General features: G+C 69.3%; 15 protein-coding genes. 7 read left to right on the forward strand and 8 right to left on the reverse strand.

What is annotated here, in order from left to right; translation table 11 throughout:
- The first annotated feature begins 21 nt into the window (after positions 1–21).
- The 3 genes from MXC99_RS12480 (at position 22) to MXC99_RS12490 (ending at position 1,612) form a co-directional block, all read left to right on the forward strand.
- Positions 22–885 carry an SPFH domain-containing protein gene (locus MXC99_RS12480; RefSeq protein ID WP_247725763.1) on the forward strand — a complete coding sequence of 288 codons (864 nt, stop codon included), beginning with the start codon at positions 22–24 and terminating at the stop codon, positions 883–885.
- A gap of 63 nt (positions 886–948) precedes the next feature.
- Entirely contained in the window at positions 949–1,332 is a 384-nt protein-coding gene (locus MXC99_RS12485) for a hypothetical protein (RefSeq protein ID WP_247725764.1), read from the forward strand.
- A gap of 85 nt (positions 1,333–1,417) precedes the next feature.
- Positions 1,418–1,612 carry a hypothetical protein gene (locus MXC99_RS12490; protein ID WP_247725765.1) on the forward strand — a complete coding sequence of 65 codons (195 nt, stop codon included), beginning with the start codon at positions 1,418–1,420 and terminating at the stop codon, positions 1,610–1,612.
- A gap of 22 nt (positions 1,613–1,634) precedes the next feature.
- On the opposite strand, the gene MXC99_RS12495 is transcribed toward MXC99_RS12490, so the two are convergent.
- The gene (locus MXC99_RS12495) at positions 1,635–3,257 is read right to left on the reverse strand and encodes a peptide chain release factor 3 (protein WP_247725766.1); all 1,623 of its coding nucleotides are present in this window, start codon (positions 3,255–3,257) and stop codon (positions 1,635–1,637) included.
- Positions 3,258–3,425: 168 nt separating this feature from the next.
- On the opposite strand from MXC99_RS12495, the gene MXC99_RS12500 reads away from it, so the two are divergent.
- On the forward strand, positions 3,426–4,004 hold the full coding sequence (locus MXC99_RS12500) for a mechanosensitive ion channel family protein (RefSeq protein ID WP_247725767.1): 579 nt from the start codon (positions 3,426–3,428) through the stop codon (positions 4,002–4,004).
- 149 nt (positions 4,005–4,153) lie between these two features.
- Positions 4,154–4,384: a DUF2798 domain-containing protein gene (locus MXC99_RS12505; protein WP_247725768.1), complete on the forward strand. Its 231-nt coding sequence runs from the start codon at positions 4,154–4,156 to the stop codon at positions 4,382–4,384.
- A 94-nt stretch (positions 4,385–4,478) separates the two neighbouring features.
- On the opposite strand, the gene MXC99_RS12510 is transcribed toward MXC99_RS12505, so the two are convergent.
- The gene (locus tag MXC99_RS12510; RefSeq protein WP_247725769.1) at positions 4,479–4,697 is read right to left on the reverse strand and encodes a glycine zipper 2TM domain-containing protein; all 219 of its coding nucleotides are present in this window, start codon (positions 4,695–4,697) and stop codon (positions 4,479–4,481) included.
- 223 nt (positions 4,698–4,920) lie between these two features.
- The gene (locus MXC99_RS12515; protein WP_247725770.1) at positions 4,921–6,303 is read right to left on the reverse strand and encodes a class II fumarate hydratase; all 1,383 of its coding nucleotides are present in this window, start codon (positions 6,301–6,303) and stop codon (positions 4,921–4,923) included.
- 365 nt (positions 6,304–6,668) lie between these two features.
- Here MXC99_RS12515 and MXC99_RS12520 point away from each other — a divergent pair, with 365 nt between their 5' ends.
- Positions 6,669–7,604, forward strand: a complete 936-nt coding sequence (locus tag MXC99_RS12520; protein WP_247725771.1) for an AEC family transporter — start codon at positions 6,669–6,671, stop codon at positions 7,602–7,604.
- A 266-nt stretch (positions 7,605–7,870) separates the two neighbouring features.
- Complete coding sequence (locus MXC99_RS12525) at positions 7,871–8,239, forward strand: hypothetical protein (RefSeq protein WP_247725772.1); 369 nt, start codon at positions 7,871–7,873, stop codon at positions 8,237–8,239.
- Between the two features lie 15 nt (positions 8,240–8,254).
- Here MXC99_RS12525 and mscK read toward each other — a convergent pair whose 3' ends face one another.
- The 5 genes from mscK to MXC99_RS12550 all read right to left on the reverse strand — a co-directional run bounded on the left by mscK (position 8,255) and on the right by MXC99_RS12550 (position 15,502).
- A complete protein-coding gene (gene mscK / locus MXC99_RS12530) occupies positions 8,255–11,584 on the reverse strand; it encodes a mechanosensitive channel MscK (RefSeq protein WP_247725773.1) in 3,330 nt (1,109 codons plus the stop codon).
- Positions 11,585–11,792: 208 nt separating this feature from the next.
- The gene (locus MXC99_RS12535; RefSeq protein ID WP_247725774.1) at positions 11,793–12,185 is read right to left on the reverse strand and encodes a hypothetical protein; all 393 of its coding nucleotides are present in this window, start codon (positions 12,183–12,185) and stop codon (positions 11,793–11,795) included.
- A 138-nt stretch (positions 12,186–12,323) separates the two neighbouring features.
- Entirely contained in the window at positions 12,324–13,223 is a 900-nt protein-coding gene (locus MXC99_RS12540; protein WP_247725775.1) for a radical SAM protein, read from the reverse strand.
- Positions 13,224–13,284: 61 nt separating this feature from the next.
- Positions 13,285–14,379: an FUSC family protein gene (locus MXC99_RS12545; protein ID WP_247725776.1), complete on the reverse strand. Its 1,095-nt coding sequence runs from the start codon at positions 14,377–14,379 to the stop codon at positions 13,285–13,287.
- A gap of 106 nt (positions 14,380–14,485) precedes the next feature.
- Positions 14,486–15,502 (reverse strand): class I SAM-dependent rRNA methyltransferase, encoded by a 1,017-nt coding sequence (locus MXC99_RS12550; RefSeq protein ID WP_247725777.1) that lies wholly within the window; start codon positions 15,500–15,502, stop codon positions 14,486–14,488.
- Between the last annotated feature and the right edge of the window lie 104 nt (positions 15,503–15,606).

The raw sequence follows: 15,606 nt of genomic DNA on the forward strand, positions 1-15,606 counted from the left end.
TCACGAAGCGGGGGAGTGGTCATGACCGAAGGCCTGGCGATTGCCGTTGCAGTGCTGATTTTTGTTGTCATCACCATCGCCAAGGGGGTGCGCCTGGTGGCGCAGGGCGAGGAATGGGTGGTCGAACGTCTCGGCAAGTACCACGCTACGCTGCGCCCGGGGCTCAACATCCTGATCCCCTACCTCGACAACGTCGCCTACAAGCTGGTCACCAAGGACATCATCCTCGACGTCCAGGAACAGGAAGTGATCACGCGCGACAACGCGGTGATCCTGACCAACGCGATCGCCTTCGTCAAAGTCACCGACCCGGTCAAGGCGGTGTATGGGGTGACCGACTTCTCGGAGGCGATCCGCAACCTGATCATGACGACCTTGCGCTCGATTGTCGGCGAGATGGAGCTCGACGAGGCCTTGTCCTCGCGCGACAAGATCAAGGCCCGGCTGCGTGAGAGCATCGCCGACGAAGCGGTGGACTGGGGGCTGACGGTGAAGTCGGTGGAGATTCAGGACATCAAGCCTTCACCGTCGATGCAGAAGGCGATGGAACTGCAGGCCGCCGCCGAGCGCGAGCGCAAAGCCGCGGTGACCAAGGCCGAAGGCGCCAAGCAGGCGGCGATCCTCGAAGCCGAGGCGCGCCTCGAGTCCGCCAAGCGCGATGCGAGCGCGCAGGTGATGCTGGCCGAGGCTTCGGCCGAGTCGATCCGCCGTGTCACCGCCAGCATCGGCGAGGAGGCCGGACCGATGATGTACCTGCTCGGCGAGAAATACATCGCCGCGCTGGAAAAACTGGGCGAGTCCGGCAGCGCCAAGGTCGTGGTGATGCCCGCCGACCTGCACGAAACCCTGCGTGGCCTAGTCGGAAAGCTCGGTGCGCGCGCCTGAGTACGGCAAGACTGGCTGCAGGGGGTACAGAAGCGTTTCAGTGAACCGGATTAAAGGATCGACATGAAGTTCGAGCTTGGAAACACCGCGCGCGCCCTGCTGGCGGCGCTGACCCTGGGTACGGCTGCTGGCGGCGTGCTGGCACAGAATTTCATCACCGACAAGGCCGAGGTCGAAAAACTGCTCACCGGCGCCACCTTCATCGGTGTCTATCTGCGCACCGAAGCGGCGTACACGCTGAAGTTCGGCAGCGACGGCACGCTCACCGACAGCACCGGCGCGAAGGCGCGCTGGTGGGTCGACGACCAGGCCCGCTACTGCCGCGAATGGCTCGACGGCAAGCTCAAGGGCAACACCGGCTGCATGAACGTGGAGTTCGAGGACGGCCAGGTCGCGCTCTATTCCGAAGGCAGGAAAGTGGTCGAGGGCATTGTCTCCGGAAAGTGAAGTGGCACGCCGGGCGGACTTCGGGACTTTTCATTCGGCAGGCTTCGACCACCGGCCACGGGAACAGTCGGGGGCGGTGCACGCCATGGAAGAGACTTCGCGCTGGGTACTGTGGCGGCTCGACGACAACGGCAACCGCTTCGTGGTGGCGGTGTTCGCACGCCGGGACGAGGCGGAGGCAGCGGCGCGCGCTATTGCGGCGCACGGGCACAAGCAGACGTATTGGGTGGAAGCCGCTGCCGACGGCGATACGGCGGCGGATCGAACGGGGGGCGTCTGAGCCCGCCCCCTGCCGCTGCAGCTCAGCCCAGCACCTGCCCGTGCTCGCGCGTGGCGTGGAAGCTCACCTTCGGCCACTTCTCTGCCGTCACTTCCAGGTTGTAGCGGCTGGTGGCGAGGTACACCGGGTTGCCGTCGATGTCCTTGCCCAGGCGCAGGGCCTGTTCGTACTCGAAGTTGCGCCGGGTGGTGTCGTCGGGGAAGGTGAGCCAGCGCGCGGTGTGGATGTCGGCGGACTCGAAGATCGCATCGACCTTGTACTCGTCCTTGAGGCGCTGGGCGACGATCTCGAACTGGAGCACGCCCACGGCGCCGAGCAGGAGCTGGCCGCCTTCGAGCTCGAAGACCTGGATCGCGCCTTCCTCGCCGAGCTCCTGCAGGCCTTTCTGCAACTGCTTGGATTTGAGCGGGTCGCGTAGCCGCGCGGCGCGGAACAGTTCCGGCGAAAAATAGGGAATGCCCTTGAAGCCGAGGGCCTCGCCTTCGGTCAGGGTGTCGCCGATCTGCAGCTGGCCATGGTTGTGGATGCCGATGATGTCGCCGGCGACGCCGTCCTCCATGATCACGCGCTCGTTGGCCATGAAGGTCAGCGCGTTGGCGAGCTTCATGTCGCGCCCGGCACGGACGTGGCGCACTTTCATGCCCGAACTGTAGCGCCCCGAGCAGATGCGGAAGAAGGCGATGCGATCGCGGTGCTTGGGGTCCATGTTGGCCTGGATCTTGAACACGAAACCGGTGAATGCCGGTTCGGCAGGCTGCACCATGCGCGTGCCGGTTGCGCCCGTCCCTGCGATGCGCGCCTGCGGCGGCGGTGCCCAGTCGATCAGCGCCTGCAGGATCTCCTGCACGCCGAAGTTGTTGATCCCCGAGCCGAAGAACACCGGGCTCTGGCGGCCGGCGAGGAAGTCGTCGAGGTCGAAGGGCGGCGAGGCGTCGTTGAGCAGTTCGACGTCGTCGCGCAGCTGGCCGATTTCGAGCGGGAAGCGCTCATCCAGCACGGCGTTGCCGATGCCCTTCAGCACCTCGGCGTCGCTGCGCCGCTCCTCGCCCGGGATGAAGGTCAGCACCTGGTCCTGGAGCAGGTGGTAGACGCCGCGGAAGGCCTTGCCCATGCCCAGCGGCCAGGTCACCGGCGCGCAGCCGATCTTGAGCACGTCCTCGATCTCGGCGAGGAGTTCGAAGGGTTCGCGCACTTCGCGGTCGAGCTTGTTGATGAAAGTGATGATCGGCGTGTTGCGCAGGCGGCAGACTTCGAGCAGCTTGATCGTCTGCACTTCCACCCCCTTGGCGGCGTCGATCACCATCACCGCGGCGTCGACCGCGGTCAGCACGCGGTAGGTGTCCTCGGAGAAGTCCTCGTGGCCCGGGGTGTCGAGGAGGTTGATGGTGTGCCCCTGGTACTCGAACTGCATCACCGAGCTGGTCACCGAGATGCCGCGCTGCTTTTCCACTTCCATCCAGTCGGAAGTGGCGTGGCGGGCGGATTTACGCGCCTTCACCGTGCCCGCGAGCTGGATCGCGCCGCCGAACAGCAGCAGCTTCTCGGTGAGCGTGGTCTTGCCCGCGTCGGGGTGGGAGATGATGGCGAAGGTGCGGCGCTTTTCGACGTCGCGCAGGAGTTCGGGCGGAAACGGAGTGGAAGACAAGGGAGACAACCAGGTTGGGTAAAAGGGGGACTGCGCGGCGGACGCGCGCGCTGGCGGACCTGCGGATTCTACCAAGTGTCGGGTGAGACAGGCTTTTCTGCCGCGCGGGCGGGCAGCTTCCGCCTCTACAATGCGGTCTCCGTCCTTTTTCCGGGAGCCCGCCCCGCCGTGTCCGACCGTTTCCTCGGCAGCCTGAAGCTGCTGCTGCCCAACTGGGCCGTCCCCTGGCTGGAGATCATCGAACTGGGCGCGCAGATCGTCGTCATCGTGTCCGGCGCCTGGCTGCTGGCCATGCTGCTGAGGCGCCTGATCCGCCGCCTCGGCGCGGTGTACAGCCTGCCGCCCGAACTGATGATGGGCGCGCGCCGTGGCCTCGCCTTCGTCATCTACGCCGGTGCGGTCCTGCTGATTCTCGACCGCTTCGGCGTCTCGGGCACGGTGCTGTGGACCGCCTTCACCGGCTTTGCCGCCGTTGCCGCGGTGGCTTTCTTCGCCGCCTGGAGCGTGCTGTCGAACATTTTCTGCACGCTGCTGATCTTCACTGCGCGCCCCTTCCGCCTGCACGACCACGTCGAGCTACTGGAGAACGGCGAGAAGCCCGGGCTCAAGGGCGAGGTGGTCGACATCAACCTGATCTACACCACGTTGCGCGAGGAGGGCGGCGGCCAGGTTCTGCAGGTGCCCAACAGCCTGTTCTTCCAGCGCGTGCTGCGGCGCTGGCGGGAAGAGCCCTCTCCGCGGCAATGAAGGCGGTGGCGCGGGCGAGTGCGCCCGGGTGCTGGCCGTATCGGTGATTCGATGTGCGCGCCGATCGATCGAATCGGCGCTGCGGCGCCGCTGGAGCCGCTCCGATCGACGATAATGCGCGATTCTCCGTTTCCCGCCCGCCCTCTTCGATGCGCCTCAAACCTCAACACATCCAGCCGGTGATCATGGCCGGCATCATGGCCTTCCTGATGACGGCGCTCGTCACCTGGATCAACCTCGGCCTGCGCCCGGACTTCATCGGCTTGTGGCTGAAGGCGTTCGCCATCGCCTGGCCGATGGCGGCGGTGGCGGCCTATATCGCGATCCCGATGGCGCAGCGGATGACCAAGGCGATCCTCGCCCGGCTCCACGCCGAATGAGAAAAGGGCACATCGGCCAAGGGTGGCCGCTGTGCCCGAAAGAGGAGAACAGGAAACACAGGGAAAACCGGGTTGCGACAGGGCTGGGGACGGCTTACTTCCTCTTGCCGACCTGGTCGCCGATGACACCGCCGATCGCGGCGCCGCCCACGGTGCCGAGGAGGCCGCCGTCGGTTACGACCGCACCGGCCACGCCGCCCACGCCGGCGCCGATCGCAGCGCTTTTTTCACGCGAGGACATCCCGTCCCAGGTGGCGCAGCCAGTGGCGGCGAGAACGACCAGCGCGGCAGAAATCAGGGTTCGGGTCTTCATGACAGCCTCCGTATCGTTGCCCGAGCGGAACACGGTGTGCGCCGTTTGTCCGCTCCATGTGCAAGTTTGAGTGCGCCGGCCGGCAAATGATTCTGCGGCGCGGTTTCATAATGTTGCGTGCCGCCCGCTGCCCCGCCCGCTGCCCCGCCTGCGAGCACGGCAGCGGTGCGGGGCGGCGGCCCCCTCCCGGGCGGCGGCTTCCGGATACATCCGGATGCAGCTTTCAGTCGCCGAGCATATGCTCGGGGCGCACCCAGGCGTCGAACTCTTCCGCCGTGGTGAAGCCGAGCGCGAGCGCCGCGGCGCGCAGCGTCGTGTCTTCGGCCCACGCCTTCTTGGCGATCTGCGCCGCCTTGTCGTAACCGATGTGCGGATTGAGCGCGGTCACCAGCATCAGGCTGCGCTCGAGATGTTCGGCCATGCGCCCCGCGTCCGCTTCAAGGCCGGCCACGCAGTGATGCTGGAAACTGCGGCAACCGTCGGTGAGCAGGCGGATCGACTGCAGCAGGTTGTGCGCGATCACCGGCTTGAACACGTTGAGCTGGAGCTGGCCCTGGCTGGCGGCGAAGGCGATCGCGGCGTCGTTGCCCAGCACCTGGCAGGCAAGCATCGACAGGGCTTCGCACTGGGTCGGATTGACCTTGCCGGGCATGATCGAGCTGCCCGGCTCGTTGGCCGGCAGCTTCACTTCGGCAAAGCCCGCGCGCGGGCCGGAACCGAGCAGGCGCAGGTCGTTGGCGAGCTTCATCAGCGCCACCGCGAGCGTTTTCAGCGCGCCGGAGAGCGCGACCAGCGCTTCGTGGCCGGCGAGCGCGGCGAACTTGTTCGGTGCGCTCGTCAGCGGCAGGCCGGTCAGCACAGCGAGCTCGGCGGCGATCGCGGCGGCGAAACCGGGTGGGGCGTTGAGCCCGGTGCCGACCGCGGTGCCGCCCTGGGCGAGCTCGCACACTGCCGGCAGGGTGGCGCGGATCGCGTGGGCGGCGGTGTTGAGCTGGGCGACGAAAGCCGACAGCTCCTGGCCGAACGTGATCGGGGTCGCATCCATCAGGTGGGTGCGCCCGGTCTTGAGCACGCCGGCATGGCGCTCGGCCTGCAGCGCGAGGCCGTTCGACAGCTCGGTGACCGCGGGCAGCAGATCTTCGTGCACGGCGCGGGCGGCGGCGATGTGCATCGCGGTGGGAAAGCAGTCGTTCGAGCTCTGGCCGCGATTGACGTGGTCGTTCGGATGTACCGGGGATTTTCCGCCACGGCCCTGCCCGGCGAGCTCGTTGGCACGCCCGGCGATGACTTCGTTGACGTTCATGTTGCTCTGCGTGCCGCTGCCGGTCTGCCACACCGCGAGCGGGAACTGGTCGTCGTGGCGGCCGGCGAGGATCTCGTCGGCGGCCTGCCCGATCAGCGCGGCAAGCTCGGCGGGCAGCGCCCCGCTGCGGGCGTGGAGGCGGGCGGCGGCCTTCTTGATCAGGGCCAGTGCGTGGATCAGGGCGAGCGGCATGCGCTCCTCGCCGATCGCAAAATGGGCTAGCGAGCGCTGGGTCTGCGCCCCCCAGTAGGCGGCGGCGGGGACGTCGACGGGGCCGAGGCTGTCGGTTTCGATGCGGGTCATGGAAGCTCCTTGCGCCGGAATAATGTTCATCTTGCACGATCGGGGTGGCCAGGCCAGGGTCGCCGGAGGCCGCTGCCGGGGATACCGGTGATTTCCCCGCGGCGCCGGGCCGTGTACCGGGAGTTGGACAGCTGCGCGCCGCCGCTGTTGCCGGGGGCAGGCGCTGCCACCCCCGCCGCATCGCCGGGTGCGCTCGCGGTGTCGCCGGTGCGGCCCGCAATCCGCGTTTTTCCGACTTGATGCGGTCTTGCGGCGGGACCATCATCTCCGACCCGGGCCGGCCGCCGGGCCCATTGACACGAAGCGCCGGCGGCGCGGGGGGCGTCTGCCCTCCGGCGCCGGCCGGAACGCGCAAGGAAACCGCAGTGGACATCATCTTCGGCATCATCCTGCCGGTGTTCGGCACCCTCGGCCTCGGCTACGCCGCGGCGCGCTGCGGTGTGTTCGACGACGCCGCCAATCGCGGGCTGTCGCTGTTCGTGTTCAACTTCGCGCTGCCGCTGATGCTGTTTCGCGCGATCGCCCAGGCCGAGCTGCCCGCGGCGATGCCCTGGGGCTACCTGCTGTCGTACTACCTGGGCGCGTTCGCGGTGTTCGCGCTGGCGATGCTCGGCGGGCGCTGGCTGTTCGCGCGCCGGCTCGACGAGCAGGCGGTGCTCGGCCTCGGCGGCGCCTTCTCCAATACCGGCATGCTCGGCATTCCGTTGGTGATGACCGCCTACGGGGACTCCGCCGCGCTGCCGCTGTTCGTGATGATCGCCTGCCACAGCCTGCTGATGCTGCCACCGACCACCGCGCTGATCGAAGGCGCCCGTGGCGGACAGGAGTCGGTCGGGGCGATGCTGGCGAAGCTGATGAAGAGCGTGCTCGCCACGCCGATCATCTGGGGGCTGTCGTGCGGGCTGCTGTTCGCTCTCGCCGGACTGCAGATTCCCGGGCCGCTGGATGCGGTGGCCAAGGGCCTGGGCAGCGCCGCCACGCCGTGCGCGCTGTTCGCCCTCGGCGCTTCGCTGACGCGCTACAGCCTGGGCGGCAACCTGAAGGAGCCGGCGCTGCTGGTGGCGCTGAAGACGGGGGTGCATCCGCTGCTGGTGTGGCTGCTGGCGACCCAGGTGTTCGACGTGCCGCCGCTGTGGGTGGTGACCGGGGTGGTGCTGGCGGCGCTGCCGGCGGGAATCACGCCCTATCTGTTTGCCCAGCGCTACGACGTCTGCCAGGCCACGGTGGCCTCGGCGGTGTTCCTGTCCACCGTGCTGTCGGTGGTGACCCTGTCGGCGCTGCTGTTCGTGTTGCGCCCCTGAGCGGTGAGGGGCACGGCGCCGCCCGGCGCCGGATTCCTCGCCGGTGCGCGCGGATCGCGGCGGTTCCGGGGGGCGGGATGGAGATTTCGGCCGGGAGCGGCGCGCGCGTTGCATTTGGGCGAAAATGCCCGCTTCCGCCGCGTGCCGCAAAACCGGCGAGCCGTCCCGCGGGTCCGGCGCGGCGGGCGGAATCTTTTGAACGCCGCGGGCTCTGACTCCGGCGATGCGGCGCAGCACGGCGGTGCACGTTATTTCAGGAAATGCTCATGTACAGGGATCCCCGATTTTCCGGCCTTTTCGACAAGCTCCAGCGCGGCGACGGTGCGCCTCCCTCGCTGCTGCAGAAGCTCGTCGCCGTCGTCGTCGCGGTGGCGGTGTTCAGCCTCGCGCTGATGTTCTCGGTGGTGCTGTTCGCCGTGGTGCTGACCGTCGGGGCGGCGGCGTGGGGTTACCTGTGGTGGAAGACGCGCGCGCTGCGCAAGACGATGCGCGCCCAGGGCGAGGCCCGGATGCGCGCGCAGGACCAGGCCGCGGGCGCCCATGGCAGCGCCCGCGGCCTGGTCATCGAAGGCGAGGTGATCCGCGAAGTGCGCACCGGGGAAGAGAGCGGGCGCCCGCCCGGGCCGGACGCCTGAGCCTCCTTTCCGGCATCACTGCCCGCTGCCCTCGCCCGCCGGTGGCGGCATCACCGTCTGCAGTTTCGCTTCCCTGCCGTCGGCGACGCTGCGGATGTGGACGTCCATCTGGTTGAAGGCGATCTCGATGCCGTGTTCGCGGAACAGGCGGTCGATGGCGCGGTTGATTTCGTCGATCGCGGCGTTGCGGTCGGCGAGTTCGCGCACATGGATGCGTAGTTCATGGTCGAGGGTGCTGGCGCCGAAGGCGAGGAAGAGCGCCAGCGGGGCAGGCTCCTCGAGCACGCGCGGATTGTCCTTGGCGATCTGCAGCAGCAGCCGGCGGGTCAGTTCCAGGTCCGCACCGTAGGCCACGCCGACCTTGACCGTGACCCGGGTGACGGTGTCGGTCAGCGACCAGTTGATCAGCTGCCCGGTGATGAAGGCCTTGTTGGGGACGATGATTTCCTTGCGGTCGAAGTCGGTGATCGTGGTGGCGCGGATCTGGATGCGGCTGACCGTGCCCGACACGTTGCCGATGGTGACCACGTCGCCGATCCGCACCGGGCGCTCGAACAGGATGATCAGGCCGGAGACGAAGTTGGCGAAGATCTCCTGCAGGCCGAAACCCAGCCCCACCGACAGCGCCGCCACCAGCCACTGGAGCTTGTCCCAGCTCACCCCGAGGGTGGCGAAGGTGGCGACGATGCCGACGCCGGCGATCACGTAGGACAGCAAGGTGGTGGCGGCGTAGGCGCTGCCCTGCGCCAGCTTCATGCGCGACAGCACCAGCACTTCGAGCAGGCCGGGCAGGTTGGCGGCGAGGATGAAGGCGATGCCGGCGATCAGCAGCGCGCCGAGGACGTCGCGCAGACTGATCGGGGTGCCGCTGCTGCCGTCTGCGGCGGTGAATTGGTAGAGGACGATGTTGTCGAGGTAGGCGAACACGGTGATCAGGTCGGCCCACACCCAGTACAGGGCGCCGAGCAGACCGCCGAGCAGGCCGAGGCGGAGCAGGCGCAGCGACTGCTGGTTGATCTTGTCGACGTCGAGGCTGGGGATGTCGGCGATGTCATCGCCGTCGGCGCCGGTCCGGCCTTCGCGTTCGGCGGCCTCGCGGCGCTCGACTGCGCGCTGGTAGACGAGGCGGCGGGCGGCGACTTCGAGCGCGCGGCGGAGCATTGCTTCGAGCAGGCGCCAGGCGATGAGCACGAACAGGGTGTCGATCAGGCGCCCGGTGAGCTTCAGTGCGGTGTAGTAGTAGCCGGTCAGGAGCGCGCCGATCAGCGCCAGCGGCATCAGCGCGAGGGCGACCGCGAGCGCGGCGCGCAGCGGCGAAGGGCGGGTGGCGCTCGACTTGTGCACCAGCAGGCGGCCCATCAGCCAGGCCATCGAGGCGTAGCCGGCGAGCAGGGTGAGCAGGCCGAGAACGTCGTCGGCGAGCCCCTCGGGCTGGCGTTCGGCGATGGTGACGATGGCGACCACGGCGAGCACGACCAGGCCGAGGTGGCGCATGTGCAGGTAGAGCTCGCGGGTCAGCGCCCCGGCGACGTGGAAATGGCGCTCGGCGACTCCGCCCGGTTCGAGCACGCGGTAGGCGGTGTAGAACACCAGCCAGGCTTCGGCCATCTGCACCAGCGCCGCACCCAGGCTGGCGTTCTGGCCGCGGGCGTCCATCTGCAGGGCGAGCCCGGCGAGGGCGAGCAGCAGGCTCACCGGCAGCGCCAGCAGGACGTTGAACAGGATCGCCAGCGGCGTGTGGAGCTGGCTGTCGCGGCGCACGTAGCCGATGTCGGCGTGCACGCCGTCGAGCCGGGCGCGCAGCCAGCGCCGCCGCCACAGCAGGATCAGGGTCAGCAGCAGCACCGGCAGGAACAGGAAGGGGCGCGCCTGCAGCCCGGTCCACAGCTCGGTGCTGGCGGACTGCCAGGGAATCGCGCCGAGCTGGGCGTGAAGTGCGCCGGGCAGGGCCTGCAGCCAGCCGAAGTCGAGCGGACGGTTGCTCGGAATCCAGAACATCTGCTCATCGAGGGTGGTGCGCAGGTTGTCGGTCGTGGTCTGGAGCTGGCGTTCGTTGAGCTGCAGCGTGATCGATTCGTTGAGCAGGGCGCTGAGTTCGCGATTGAGCCGTTCGAGCAGCTCCGCGCGTGCCGCGAGCAGGGCGCCGAGCTGTTCGCGCAGGGCGCCGTCGGCCTCTTCGGCGGGCGCCTGGGCGAGCAGGCGCTCGGCGTAGGCGGCGGGCTGGGCGAGCTGTTCGCGCTGCTTGTTGATCTCGAACTGGTAGAGGCGGATGTCGGCGATCTGCTCGGTGAGCTGCGCATCGACCGCGGGCTGCGGCAGCGCGCGCTTTTGCTCGAGCAGGATGCGCGACAGCAGGAGGCTGCCCTGGAGCACCTCGATCTGTTCGTCGATCAGGCTGCGGTTGCGGTTCAGGCTGTCGAGCTGCTGGCGGGTGGCGAGATTGCGCTGGGTCAGGGTGTTGAGGTGCTCGGTGGTGCGCAGCAGGTAGTCCGAGAGCTGCTGGTTGGCAGCGGCTTCGCGCGCGAGCAGGCCGCCGGCGCCGGCGTGCCGGCCTTCGCCGGCGGCCGCCTCCAGTGTTTCCACCGCTTCCACCGCATTGGCGCTGCGCCGGGCGTTGATCGCCGCCTGCAGCACCTGGATCTGCTGCCCCAGGCGCTGCACCTGCAGGCTGGCGAGGTCGTGGCGGGCCTGGCCGAGATCCTGCAGCAGGCTGTTGCCGGCGAGCTCCTCCCGGCGTAGCGCGGTCTGGGCCTCGAGTGCGTGCCATTCCGCGGCGAGCGCATCGCGCCGCTCACTGCCGAGCGGGCGGCTGTCGCGGTCAGGTTCGCGGCCGCTCTTGAGCGCGGCCTCGATCGCTGCCATCCGTGCCTGGTTGGCGCTGATCTCGGTCTGGGCGCGCTCCGGGCCGGTGCGCGAGTCCACCAGCAGGGTGTTGGCTTCGTCCAGGCGGCGCTGCCATCCGGCGAGCGCGGTGTTGCGCTCGGCGAGGCGTTCTTCGAGCTGTGCGGGCGAGGTGTCCGCGGCAAATTCAGGGAGGTGGCCGTTGCCGGCCTGCAGGGTGGCGAGCTGGCGCCGGGCGTCGGCGGTGCGCGGCAGTGCGCTGCCGAGCTTTTCCTTCAGGGCGGCGAGCTGCTGGCGGTAGTCGGCGGCGGCAGCGAGCTGCTCCAGGGCCTGCTCCAGTGCCTGCTGGGCGCTGCGGTGCTCGGCTTCGGCGAGCTTGCGTTCGGCGAGGGCGTCGAGCCGGGCGCCCACGTCCGCGGCGGCGGGCGGCACGGGTGCCTGGGCAGCGGCCTGCAGCGACAGCAGGGGAAGCAGGAGGAGGACGAGGAGGCGGAGCAGGTGCATAGAAGTGCCGCAGCGGAAAGCGGGGAGCGGAAGGCGGGTTCCGGGCTGCCGGGGCGGCAGGAAGGGCGGAGTTTACCCGCCCGGCCGCGGACTTCGGTGGAACCGGATCGTAAGCAATGTTCGCTGCCGTCACCGCCCCCGCATCTCCCCTGCCCGCCCCGGCGTTCGGCGGCTGGTCCGCAGGCTTGGTCCGTCTGCGGGTGTGGCGCTACGCCATGCGACATTCGCTGGCGAGGGGTTTGTGGGTCCTGCCGTCGAGCAGCACGCTCTTCCAGGGCAGATCGATCCATACCAGGCCGCTGGAACGGTCTTCGAAACGCGGCAGGCCGGAGTGGGAGGGGTCGCGCTCGAGCCGGTAGCGCCGCCCCTGCCAGTCGATTTCGATACGGTGGTTGACGGCGGCCTGGAGTTCACGGTGCACGCCGACGCGCTGCCCGTGCTCGCAGTCGTAGCGGCCGCTGGCAAGGTCGAAGTCGAGCTGGCCGTCGCGGTGCGCGGTGACGGCGGCGGGGGCCTGGGCGGCGGGCGCTTGCGGCGGGGTTGCGCAGGCCGACAGGATGAGCGGGGAGGCGATGAGCGCGAGCAGCGATAAACGGGTCATTTTCGAGTCCTCACCGGTGGGCGGGCGGCGGGGCCTGGAGCAGGTCGCGGCAGCCGATCGGGCTTCGATACCGAGCTTCGATATTAGTCCAGGGGCTGGGTCCAGGGTAAGGGGGTGGGCCGCGATCGGGGGCGGGCGCTACAGGCTGCGTGTCCATGGCGGGCGCAGGGGCGCCGCCTCGGGGTGTTCGAGGGCGCGGCCGACTTCGGCCAGCAGGCGCGCCTTGTCGGCGCCGAGGGTGCCCTTGAGCACCAGCGCATTGGAGATGTGGTCGGCACGAAACACGGTGCGTCGCAGTTCCAGCGTGGAGAGGAAGCGTTCCATCTCGCGGAACAGGCCGTGCTGCGCGAGGGGCCGCCATTGCGGCCAGGCCTGGCGGAAGCGGGTGCCGCCGCCGTGCAGGGTGAGCACCAGCGTCGACAGGTATTCGGGCTGGGTGGCGTTGGCCAGGCGGGCGGAGTGCTCGGCATGCCGGGCGCTGAGCGCTTCGCCGCCGAGGCCGTTGAGGATCATCACCGAGCGGCCGATGCCGGCCTCGCCGAGCTTGTCGAGGGCGGCGCGCGCCGAGTCGAAGGTTTCGCCCTTATTCACCCGGGCGAGGACTTCGTCGTCGCCGGATTCGGCGCCGAGGTAGGCGAGCTTGAGGCCGGCCTCGGCGAGTGCCCGCAGGTCGGTGACGGACTTGTTCTTGAGGTTGCGCGCGAGGCAGTAGCTCGACACCCGGTGCACTGCCGGCAGATGGGTGCGGATCGCCTCGAGAGTGGTGAGCAGGCGCCGCGTGGACAGCACCAGGGCGTCGCCGTCGGCGAGGAACACGCGGCGGATGCGGCTACCATAGCGTTCCGCACTGTGGCGGATGCTGTCCAGCACCTCGGCTTCGTCGCGGGCGCGAAAGCGCTTTTGCGGCGCGGTGTACATCTCGCAGAAGCTGCACCGGTTCCACGAGCAGCCGTCGGTGAGCGGCAGGATCAGCGAATCGGCCTCGCTCGGCGGGCGGAACACGGGTTCGACGTAGCGGATCGGTGAGCTGGGGGACAAGAGGGTCTCCGGGAAACAGGCGGACAATGATCGGCGCCGGGCCGCGGCCGTGCGAGGCGGTTCAGCGCATGAGGCGCGACGGCGCCAGGCGGCGCAGCTGGCGGCCGGCGACGGCCCGGAAGCGCGGGCTGTGCAGGCAGGCCGCGCCGGCCAGGCCGACGACGCAGCCGAGCACGGTGTCGATCAGGCGGGCCTCGATCAGCACCGCGGGCGTCGCCTGCCCGAGGGTGGCGGCTTCGGCAAGGAAGATCGTCAGCGGGGTGATGAAGATCACGGCGAAGCCGTAGTGGCGCACCACGGTGGTCTCGATGACGAAGACGAGCACGACCATCAGCAGGGCGATGCTCCACGGGTCCAGCGCCAGCAGCAGCAGGCCCCAGGACAGCAGCAGGCCGATCGCGGTGCCGAGGACGCGGTGCAGCTGCTTGTTCCACGCTGCGCGCAGGGACACGCCCTGGATCACCGCGAGGCAGCTCACCGGCACCCAGTAGGGGCGTTCGAGCTGCAGGGCCTGGGCCAGCGCCAGCGAAATGCCGACGAAGGCGCCGATCACGACGGCGTCGAAGACGACGAAGTCGAAGCTCGGCGGCGGGCGCGGGGGCACCGCTTCGGCCGCCCGCAGGCGCAGGCTGTAGAGGCTGTAGAAGAAGGCGATCAGCACCGCGAGGAGCGCGCCCATGGTCAGCAGACCGACCTTGAGCGGCACCTCCAGCACTTCGCCCGGCGAGAAGGCGCCGATCGCCGCGGCCATGATGAAGAACAGGCTGCCCGGCGGTCCGAGGCCGTAGTAGCGGCACACCATGGTGGCCAGGATGGCGATGAAGATCAGCACCCAGGTCATCAGCAGCGGAAAGAAGTGGCTCATCACCCCCAGCGTGAAGCAGGCCGCCATGCCGAAGCTGCAGGCCATCAGCCACACCATGCGGTGCGACAGCGGGGTGTTGGGCAGATACAGGAACACGAGCCCGCCGAGCATCGAGATCAGGCCGTGATCCATGCGCCCGAAATACACCCCGACGAGCAGCGGCAGGCCGGCGGCGAGCGCCGCCGCGACCGGCATCTGCCAGAGGCGGTCGCTCGGGTTGATCGCCGTCAGCTGCTGCAGCTCGCGCTGCAGCAGGCGCTTCAGGCGGTGCCAGTGGCGGGCCTGGGTCATTGGTGGGGCGGGTGAGTCGGCATGTTGGGGTCGGCATTCCTGATCCGCGCGCGCAGCGTGCGATTATCGCCGCTGCGCGGCAGCACGGCCAGGGCGGTGCGGCAGCCTACACCCGCAGCAGCAGCACTTTCAGCGGCGGATTGCCGTCGATGCTGGGAAAGTCCGCTTCGGGGACGATCCACTGCGCCTCACGCAGCGCCCGCCCGGCCTTGCGCGCGCTGCGTTCGAGCTGCTCGAGCCAGGCGTCGCGGTGCACCTGGGCGACGTTGTTGCAGCAGATCAGGGTGCCGCCTTCGGCGGTGGCGAGCAGGGCGGGCTTGAACAGGGCGGCGTAGTCGTTGATCAGGTCGACCACCCCGAACGGGCTTTTGGCGTAGCGCGGCGGATCGAGGAAGACGAGCTCGAAGCGCTGCGGTCCGAGCACGGGAAACGGCGGCAGGTGCTTGCCGCGCACCACCTTCGGCTGGCCGAGGCCGGCGTACTGGCGCAGGGCGGCGAAGGCGTCGGACTTGATGAAGCGCAGGCGGATCGGCAGCGCGTTGAGGCGGGCGTTGTCCTTGCCCACGGCGAGGCTGGATTCGGCGAAGTCGACATTGACGACGTGGCGCGCGCCGGCCTTCGCGGCGGCGACGCCGACGCCGCAGGTGTAGGCGAAGACGTTGAGCAGCGACTTGCCCGCCGCCTCCTCCATCACCCGCCGGCGCGCGGCGCGCAGGTCGAGGAACAGCCACGGGTCCTGCCCGCCGTGGCGCGCCTGGAAGCGGTAGCGCACGCCGAGTTCGCTGAATTCGCCGGGCGCTTCGGCCCGCGCCTGGTGCTCGGGCCGAAGCGCATTGGCGATGCGCGAGTGCCGGCCGCTGCGGTCGTTCCAGACCAGCGCCAGGCCGGGCAGCGCGGCGGCGTAGAACGCCTGCAGCTCGGCGAGGTGCCCGGGCTCGAGCGGGCGGTGGAAGGTCTGGACCAGCAGGGTGGCGCCGTAGCGGTCGACGGTGAGGCCGGGCGCGCCTTCGACGGTGCCGTGGAACAGGCGGTAGGCGTCGGTCCGCTCGGCGGCGAGCCGTTCGATCAGGGGCGCGCGGGCGGCGAGGGCGGCGGCGAGCAGGTCGGTGAGGGACGAGGACATGGGGCGCTCCGGCGCTGGGCGCGCCAGTATGCCCGAGTGCGTGCGCGTGCGCGCCGCTCTTCGGTGCCGCTGCCCGAACCGGCACACTGCGGTATCCTCCGCCT

Origin of the sequence: Thauera aromatica (assembly GCF_023093595.1) — a bacterium.
In the GTDB taxonomy this organism is placed as follows: domain Bacteria; phylum Pseudomonadota; class Gammaproteobacteria; order Burkholderiales; family Rhodocyclaceae; genus Thauera; species Thauera aromatica_A.